At 57.6% G+C, this 7,804-nt stretch carries 9 protein-coding genes; 4 read left to right on the top strand and 5 right to left on the bottom strand.

Annotation, left to right across the window (positions count from 1 at the left end; all coding sequences use genetic code 11):
- Positions 1 to 711: 711 nt before the first annotated feature.
- The 4 genes from BLW21_RS20675 (at position 712) to BLW21_RS20660 (ending at position 3,806) form a co-directional block, all read left to right on the top strand.
- Entirely contained in the window at positions 712 to 1,104 is a 393-nt protein-coding gene (locus tag BLW21_RS20675; protein ID WP_045688147.1) for a plasmid mobilization protein, read from the top strand.
- On the top strand, positions 1,101 to 2,045 hold the full coding sequence (locus BLW21_RS20670; RefSeq protein ID WP_045688146.1) for a relaxase/mobilization nuclease domain-containing protein: 945 nt from the start codon (positions 1,101 to 1,103) through the stop codon (positions 2,043 to 2,045). The genes BLW21_RS20675 and BLW21_RS20670 overlap by 4 nt, the downstream gene beginning before the upstream one ends.
- Positions 2,046 to 2,062: 17 nt before the next feature.
- The gene (locus BLW21_RS20665) at positions 2,063 to 2,578 is read left to right on the top strand and encodes a hypothetical protein (protein WP_073289232.1); all 516 of its coding nucleotides are present in this window, start codon (positions 2,063 to 2,065) and stop codon (positions 2,576 to 2,578) included.
- 199 nt (positions 2,579 to 2,777) lie between these two features.
- Complete coding sequence (locus tag BLW21_RS20660) at positions 2,778 to 3,806, top strand: DUF1259 domain-containing protein (protein WP_045688144.1); 1,029 nt, start codon at positions 2,778 to 2,780, stop codon at positions 3,804 to 3,806.
- A 194-nt stretch (positions 3,807 to 4,000) separates the two neighbouring features.
- Here BLW21_RS20660 and BLW21_RS20655 read toward each other — a convergent pair whose 3' ends face one another.
- From BLW21_RS20655 to BLW21_RS20635, 5 genes are all read right to left on the bottom strand, one after another.
- Positions 4,001 to 4,279 (bottom strand): hypothetical protein, encoded by a 279-nt coding sequence (locus BLW21_RS20655; RefSeq protein WP_092743976.1) that lies wholly within the window; start codon positions 4,277 to 4,279, stop codon positions 4,001 to 4,003.
- Positions 4,280 to 4,321: 42 nt separating this feature from the next.
- Entirely contained in the window at positions 4,322 to 4,741 is a 420-nt protein-coding gene (locus tag BLW21_RS20650) for a hypothetical protein (protein WP_092743974.1), read from the bottom strand.
- A 2-nt stretch (positions 4,742 to 4,743) separates the two neighbouring features.
- Complete coding sequence (locus tag BLW21_RS20645; RefSeq protein ID WP_092743972.1) at positions 4,744 to 5,946, bottom strand: DNA cytosine methyltransferase; 1,203 nt, start codon at positions 5,944 to 5,946, stop codon at positions 4,744 to 4,746.
- Complete coding sequence (locus tag BLW21_RS20640) at positions 5,946 to 6,623, bottom strand: Eco29kI family restriction endonuclease (RefSeq protein WP_092743970.1); 678 nt, start codon at positions 6,621 to 6,623, stop codon at positions 5,946 to 5,948. Before BLW21_RS20640 ends, BLW21_RS20645 begins: the two co-directional genes overlap by 1 nt.
- A gap of 77 nt (positions 6,624 to 6,700) precedes the next feature.
- Complete coding sequence (locus BLW21_RS20635; RefSeq protein WP_092743968.1) at positions 6,701 to 7,660, bottom strand: replication initiation protein; 960 nt, start codon at positions 7,658 to 7,660, stop codon at positions 6,701 to 6,703.
- Positions 7,661 to 7,804 lie beyond the last annotated feature (144 nt).

Raw genomic sequence — 7,804 nt, 5'->3', positions numbered from 1 at the left:
CCACTAAAACCCGTTTCTCACCCACTAAAACCCGTTTATGAATGCTGTAAAGTATTGATTTTCAATTCAATATGAGGGCCTCAAATAGAACAAATAAGCTCAAATACACCAATTGTTGTTTCGCGCGAGAAAAAAAAGCTTTTAGGGCATGGTACAACGGCGCGAGCAAAACAAAGACAGCAAAGTCCTAGAAGCCAGTGACTTGCGCGCATTCAATAAAGTATATATTATTGGCAATCAACGGTTTATAAACCTTATTGTTGAGCTTATGTGCTGCTTTGAACTCCGGAATACTGCGCCCACAGAAACAGTAGCAGCTAAGGCCACAGGTCAGGAAAGGAGTACAAGAGGGGAAAGCAAGCGCACCAGGACAGGAGGCAATGACCAGGGAGGAAGGTGACCAAATGGGGCAGCTGGAGGCCAGAGCAAGGTGGCCACGTTGCCGGCAGGGGAGCACCAGGAGTAGGAGGCAAGAGGCAACCGGGAGGGTGCAAGAGTTGGAACGGAAACCAACGGTAAGACCAACTGGGAGGCGCAGCGAAAAGAGTGGGCCAAGCGTTGCGCGTGCGTGCGGGGAGCCGTATCTTGTGGGCCTATCCCGCGTCGTTCAACGTGTTTCGCAAGATGTGTTTCCTGAATCGCGCTTCGCGCAATTCCCAAAACCCGTTCGCCCGTTGGGCTCACTACACTTGCCCCTTCGGGGACCCACCTATGGCAGACCTAGCAGCCACTGAATCCACTCCCCACCGCCCCCGAAAAGGCGGCCGGAAGGCCGGCCCGCTGGCCGAAAAACAGCGCCACGTCGTGAGCGTCCGGCTGACCGACGCCGAGCACGAGCGCCTGACCCAGGAGGCCGAGCGGTACAAGTTGAGCCAGGGCGAAGTGCTGCGGTCGGTATGGCGCAAGCAGAACACGGCCACGAAACTGCAGGCCCCGCCGACCCCAGAGGAAGCGCGGCAGCTGGCGCAGCTGGCCGGCATGGCGGCGAACCTAAACCAGCTCACCAAGCTGGCCCACTTGGGCCAGGACCAGCGGACCGGAGCCACAACGGTACTCGGGCAGATGCACCACTTGTTGAAGCGGCTTGCGGGCGAAGCGTCATGATTGGCAAGGTGAAGGTGAACCAGTCGTTCGGGGCCATGTGCCGGTACGTGCTACAGGAGCAGGCCCCCGGCAAAGGGGCCGAGGTGCTGGCCGCGCACGGGGTGCGCACCGACAGCGCCGACCACATGGCGGCGGACTTCGACGCGGTGCGGGCCATGCGCCCAGGGCTAGGCAAGGCGGTGCTGCATGTCGCGCTGGCCTTTCCGGTCGAGGAAAAGGAGAAGCTGACCAACGAGGTGATGGGCCGCATTGCCCAGGACTACCTAAAGGGGCTGAACATAGACCCGGAGAACACGCAATGGGCCGTGGTGCGGCACCAGGACAAGACCCACCCGCATATGCACCTGGTGGTAAACCGGGTGGATTTGGACGGGCAGACGGTGAGCGACCAATTTATCCGCTCTCGGAGCGTGGACGTGTGCAAGGGCATCGAGCAGGAGTACGGGCTAATCGTAGCCGACCAGGTGGGCCGGAAGCAGGCCCGCGAAATCGGCCCCACCCCGGCCCAGGTGAAAGCCACGACCCCGAAGGAGGAACAGTCGGCCGAGTGGAGCCGCGCCCGGCAGGATATCGGCCGCGCCCTGAGCTATACGGCGGGCCAGGCCCGCAGCTTTGACGAGCTGCGCGAAGCCCTACGGCCCCGAGGCATCGAACTGGAGCTGACGCGGCGCAAGGACGGGAGCCCGGCCGGGGTGGTGTTCGCGCAGGACGGGCACCGGGTGAAGGGCAGCCAGGTGGGCCGCGAGTACAGCGCCGGCAATTTGGAAACGGGCTTTGCCAAGGCCCGCGAGCTAGGCCAGGACCCGGCCCAGGCGTGGCAGCAGGTGGGCCAGGACTACGCGCTGGCTAAGCTGGCGGCCGAGTACGCCCAGGCCAAAGAGCGGCAGGCCCAGCAGCAGCCGAGCAAGCAGCAGTCCCGAGGCTTTGAAATGGGGGATTAACTTTTCAGCAACGACGTATGCAAGAGCTACTTCAAGACATCAACGCGCTACGGCGGGGCATCGAGGCGCTGAACAAGCGCAGCTTAGAGCAGGGCAAGCCGGTGAGCCGGGCCGAGCTGGACGAGGTGCTGGCCAAGGTGAAGCAGGAGGTGCGGTTTACCATCAATTACCAGGGCATTGCCGAGGCCATCCAGCCGCACCTGGCCACGCCCGCGAAGGTGGAAAATACGCTCACCACGGGCACGGCGCAGCTGCAGCAGGTGATTGACCGGATTCCGCGCAGCGTGCCCGTGGTGGGCCAGGTATGGGGCTTTACCAGTGGCCGGCTAGGGTTGGGGGTGATTGCGTTGGTGCTGGCCCTGGTCAGCCTGAGCACTTACCTATGGCAGAAGAAAGCAGCAGCTGAGGCGCAGGTAGTGGTATTGCAGCAGGAGCAGGCCAAGAAAAAGGCGGCGCTGGATTGGCTGACGAAGGGCTATTGGGACCTGAAACGGGACAATCCGAAGGTGGTCCAAAAGTATTTCCCACAGTAGGGCGTTTAAGCCCTGAAAACGGCCTTAAACGGGGCAAATACGGGGTTTGGAGGCTTTTTGCAAAGGGGTGGATGTAAACTTTCATGTAAGCCCGCCCCCTTGTAAGAATACCACCTTGTAGAGTGGGCTAGCTGAGCATTTATTGCCTTGGCTACACATTACTTACGTACCCTAAGCAGTCTCATCTATTCCTCGTCCCATGTCAGATTTTCGTTTTTCTCGTCGTGATTGGCTCAAAACCACGGCGCTGGCCACCACGCCGCTGCTGCTAGGCCCCTTGCCTTCCTTCGCCGGAGCCCCGGCTCCCGGCAAAACCCCGCCGCTGAGCGCGGCCGACATTGCCGCCATCGAGGCCGCGATGGGCAAGAAAGGGGCCTACGTGGAGGCGCAGGCCACGCACAGCACCCCGTTGCCGCGCAACGACCTCAAAGTGACCATCAAGGGCGAGCCGGTGCCCATCTCCTTCGGTTTTGGCGGCTGGGTGGCCATCAAGCACACGCTGGACGGCAAATCGGCCATGCTCATGAGCGATACGGTGCTGCTGCAAGAGGAAGTAAATCCCCTCATGTCGGCCGCGCTGGCCCAGGGGCTGGAAATCGGGGCCGTACATAACCACTTCTTCTACGAAGAGCCGCGCATCTTCTACATGCACATCCACGGCATGGGCGCCCCGGCCGAACTGGCCCGCAAGTTTGCCGCCGCGCTGAAGGATTCCAAGCTGCTGCCGGCCAACCAGCCGAAGCCCAGCGGCGGCACCCCGGCCGCGCAGGCGGGCAACAACGCCACGCCCAGCGCCGGACCGCCCACCGGCAAGGAGCTGTTTGACATCCCCGCGCTTGATAAGCTGGTGGGGTACCAGGGCACAGTGAACGGGCCGACCTACAAGTACACCGTGGGCCGGGCGGACCTGCAATCGGTGATGATGGGCACGGAAATGACCGCCGCCATCGGCCTGAACTCGTGGGCCGCGTTCGCCGGCCAGCAGGCTGACGCGCACGTGGCCGGCGACATTGCCATGCTGGAGCACGAAGTAAACCCGGTGATAAAGGCCCTGCGCGCCCATAATTTGGAGGTCGTGGCCGTGCACAACCACATGCTGTTTGACCAGCCGCGCATGATGTTCCTGCACTACTACGGCCGTGGCCCTGCCGCGCAGCTGGCTACCGGCTTCCGCGCCGCGCTCGACCAGTTGGGCAAGGGCAAAACGGGCATGAAGATGAAGCACTGACGGGCCGGTAAATCGGCCCCGTTTTTTAAGGCCCTAAACCGGAAAAGTACCACGTTTGGCGAGTCGGGGCGGTGGGGAGTAAAACCGTACTTATTCCGGGGATGGTCTGAGAAGCGACATTATGTTAAGGGACAAAACCGGGACGACCGGGGGACTTTTTCTACTCCCCCCACTGCCCCCTAAATCCTATCCAACTAGCCTACCAGCGGAGCCGGCAGGGCCGGGATGAAGTCGTCAAAGACCTCGTAGCTGATGATTTTGTAACGACGGGCGTAGGCCCGCAGGTGCACGGCAATAATGCGCTCCCTGGTGGCCCGTTCAGAGCCGGGCGTGTACTCGATGACCATCATCCGTTTTTCGGCCTCCTGAGCCATCAAGAAGTGGCACGGAATGGCTTGCTGTTCGGCCTCGGTCAGGTGCACCGCATTTTCCGGCTTCAACACGACGAGTTCCAGGTAGATTTTTTGCCGCATAGGAGTTGATTCTTCCAATTGGGCGGATTTACACGTTAAGCTCTAAAACCGCTCGTCCAGGTGTACTTCCCCGTTGATATAGAAGTGGGTGAGGTGTCCGGTAAAGCGCAGCGAGTGGGCAAAATCGGCCCGCTCGTGCGCATCTTGGGGCGACGTGGCCGCTACTTCAAATTCTTCTTCCAAGTAGGGCACCGGGCGAAGCTCAGCGGGCAGGTGCGGGCCATCTTCCCCCGTGACGCGCACCTGGTACACTTGGTAGCCGGCCGGCAGCTCGTCGGTGATGTAGCTCACTTGGGCGCGGCACTTGCGGCACCAGGTCTGTATTTCCAATTTCGCGCCATGCCGAGCCAGTACCCGGCCAGCTGCGTGCGGCGTGATAGCCTGGTCAGTGGTGCAGTAGAGGGAAAGGAAGGTTTTGGGGTGGTGTCCGGTCCCGATAGAGGCAATTGCTTTGCTGGCCACGTTTACGAAAAGGCTAATTGCTTGCTTCGAGCAAGTTGTTTCTGAACACTGCTGGCCACTGCTTCAGCCAAGCCCACCGGTACGGCGTTGCCCAGCTGCCGCATTGCCTCACCCCAAACACCAGTGATGTGATAATCATCGGGGAACGTTTGGATACGGGCTGATTCTCGCACGGTATAATACCGCACGGAGCCGTCGGGGTAACGAATCATATTCTCACCCCCCGGCACCCCGTGGGCGCCCGCTTTCAGTGCTTTGGAAGGCTCATCTATTTCGCTGCCCGTGTGCCCAGGATAACTCATTGCCCCGCCCCGGTACTCGTGATTCATGATTCTATGAGAGGCCCAAAAATCGACCCCAGGGCTAGGTTCAGGGAGGCCACGTATCGCGTCACGCACGGTGCGCCAGCGTTTGGTGTCCGGCCCAAACAGACCGTAGCGGTCACGCAACTTGTCTACCTTTTTCCGCAACGCGGCTGACATTGCGGGTCGCTCGTCACGCGTAAAACCATGCTCGTCCCAGTATTCACCCGTCACCCACTTTGCCCATAGTAGCGCGTCTTGGGAGTGTGTAGGCTTTGGGAACGACCATTCTTCCCGCAAATCGGCCCGAAAACCGACAATAAAGACCCGCTCCCGCTTTTGTGGTACGCCATAGTCAGCCGAGTTGAGCAGGCGGAACACCGGCCGGTAAATCAGGCCATCATATCCCCCCGTGTGCGCCCGCTCCAACCGCCCCAGATGTTCTTCGACCGTTTCCGTTTCCAGCTTAACTAATTGCGGATAGGTCAACCGCAAAAGCACATACTCCAGGTACTCGGCGAAAGAGGCCCGCAGCAGGCCCTTCACGTTTTCAAAAATGAAGGCATCGGGCCGCAGCTGGTCCACCGCGTGAATCGCACTAGGGAACATATCGCGGGCATCGTTATGCCCCTGAGCTTTGCCCCCCATTGAAAAAGGTTGGCAAGGAGGCCCACCAGCCACGATGTTGATGTGCCCGGATACTTCTTTGGCAAAATCGAAGTCCCGAACGTCACCCTCCACGACCCGCCAGTGCCGGGCGTGATGATAATCGCGGTTCTTATTGTCGCGTAAGGTATTGCAAGCGTGTTTGTTCCATTCCAATAAGGCTTCATGACGGAAACCGGCATTGCCCATTCCAATAGCGAGGCCACCGGCCCCTGAAAACATTTCGACTGACCGCATTAAGATGTGGTTTTGATCTTCTGTAAGTGACTGCTGATGCTGGCTACGATAACGTCTGCAGGGAAGGGCTCCCCCAAACATTTATCGGCCCATTTACGCCCAGGGTGCAGTACGTCCCAGGCGGATTTGGCTTGTTCATAACGCCCTTTTCCCGGGTCGTGGTTTCCAAAACCGTCCACGACAGAGTTCCACAGAGGCAAATAGTTTCGGATTAGAGCAGCCTCAATCGGCGCAATTAGCGCGGCCTCGTCGCCTGGAATTATCATGAAGCGACAGGCGAAATGCAACGGGTCGAGCACCGGCAGTTCCGCGCTTCTAACTCCGGCAAATTGGTGAGCTAAAACAATGCTTTTAAAGTGCTCACGTAGGCGTTTTATCAGGCTGCCTTCCTCATCATCCAGCACAGTTAGCCCCCTTCTACCCCCAGAGGGAATAGCCTTGCCAACATAGATGGGCAAGTTATAAGCCACCCGGTTCAGCTGCGCTACCTTCTCGTAAAGTGGTGCATCTCCCGTGTAGTAAAGAGCATATACCCCAGACCCGGTGAAGCTTGTAGCAGGAGGCAGTTCATACACGGGCGTTCCATTGAAGAAGCGTAACGCATCGAGCATAAGGTCTTGCAACTGGGGGGAGCGGAAAACGTGGTTTTCCCGCTTAAAAGGGGTTTGGGTAAACATGAATCTCAATTAGTAGCGTGCCAGAGCCAACCGGCCCAAGTGGCAATTTAGGCGAAGTAGCCGCTTAATTAAGACTCTTAGGATGCTTGTACAGGCTTCGGAGCTTTAGCCGCGACTAGGCCCAGGCGTACGAGCAGCAGGCCCCCCGGATTGCGGGAGGCTTTGATCTTGCCCGTTTTCAGATCGTGGTTGTAGCGATTCACTTCCGCAACGTGGGCTGCGCTGCTGAGGATGGTTTTCCGGTGCTTCGCATCGGTGATGCGCAACTCATCCAGGACACGGGCGGCATTATCGAAGTGGCTTTGTTGAACGCCAGGCATGTCCTGAACCGTGCTTACTAAGTCGAAGGGGATGGTTTCGGCTAAGGCTTGCCTCTTGATGGTAAAGACGATGTTTTTGTAGGTCCTAACCCGTTTTTCAAGCTTGTAGCTGATGTTCAGCTCCGTGTGCTCATTGATTTGCTTTACGGCCACATCCAGCACACTTTCCCGGAAATCACTCATTCTGAAAGCCTTATCCTTGCCTTTGTCATCAAGCAAGCCCAGCATCATCTTGAACTCCTGAATGTCATACTTTTTGGATTCGCCCTGATCTTTCCACTGACTGCAATACTGATAAATCCGCTTAGCATACTTGCTAGTGAGGCGCAGTGCCGAAGCCAATTCATAGCTGGTGAAGTTCTCTTTCAGGTCAAACAGATAGGGAGTAATGTCCTCTGTGAGCTTGATTTCAATGATTCCTTGCCCAAGCAAGTAGTCCACCCGCTGGAACATCCACAGTTGCCGGTACCGGGTTTCGGTTTGCACTTCAAAGACACGGCTACCCATGTCAGCAGTCGCCCTATGCAGGTAAGCGGCATTGTACTTTTTGCCAGTCAACGAAGACAAATCTTTGATATTCAATTCATAGACCCTATCCTGCTGGTCTTTCCGGAGCTTTGAGATTAGGAAGAACAGCAAATCAAGCTGCAGCTCTGAATACTCGTAGCGAGCATTGGTTAAGGCATTGTGTTGGCGAACTTCTAATTCCTTGCTCATAAGGTGCTATTGGCTGATTGCTGGGTAATTATAAGCAAGAAACGGGTATTGTATTCGGATTCCGTTTTTAAATTCCGTTTTCAACCCACTAAAACCCGTTTATAAATCCACTAAAACCCGTTTCTCACCCACTAAAACCCGTTT

It is taken from the genome of Hymenobacter psychrophilus, from assembly GCF_900107135.1.
Classification (GTDB): Bacteria; Bacteroidota; Bacteroidia; order Cytophagales; family Hymenobacteraceae; genus Hymenobacter; species Hymenobacter psychrophilus.
Note: the sequence above shows the minus strand (reverse complement) of the source record. Positions and strands in the feature narration are given on the sequence as shown.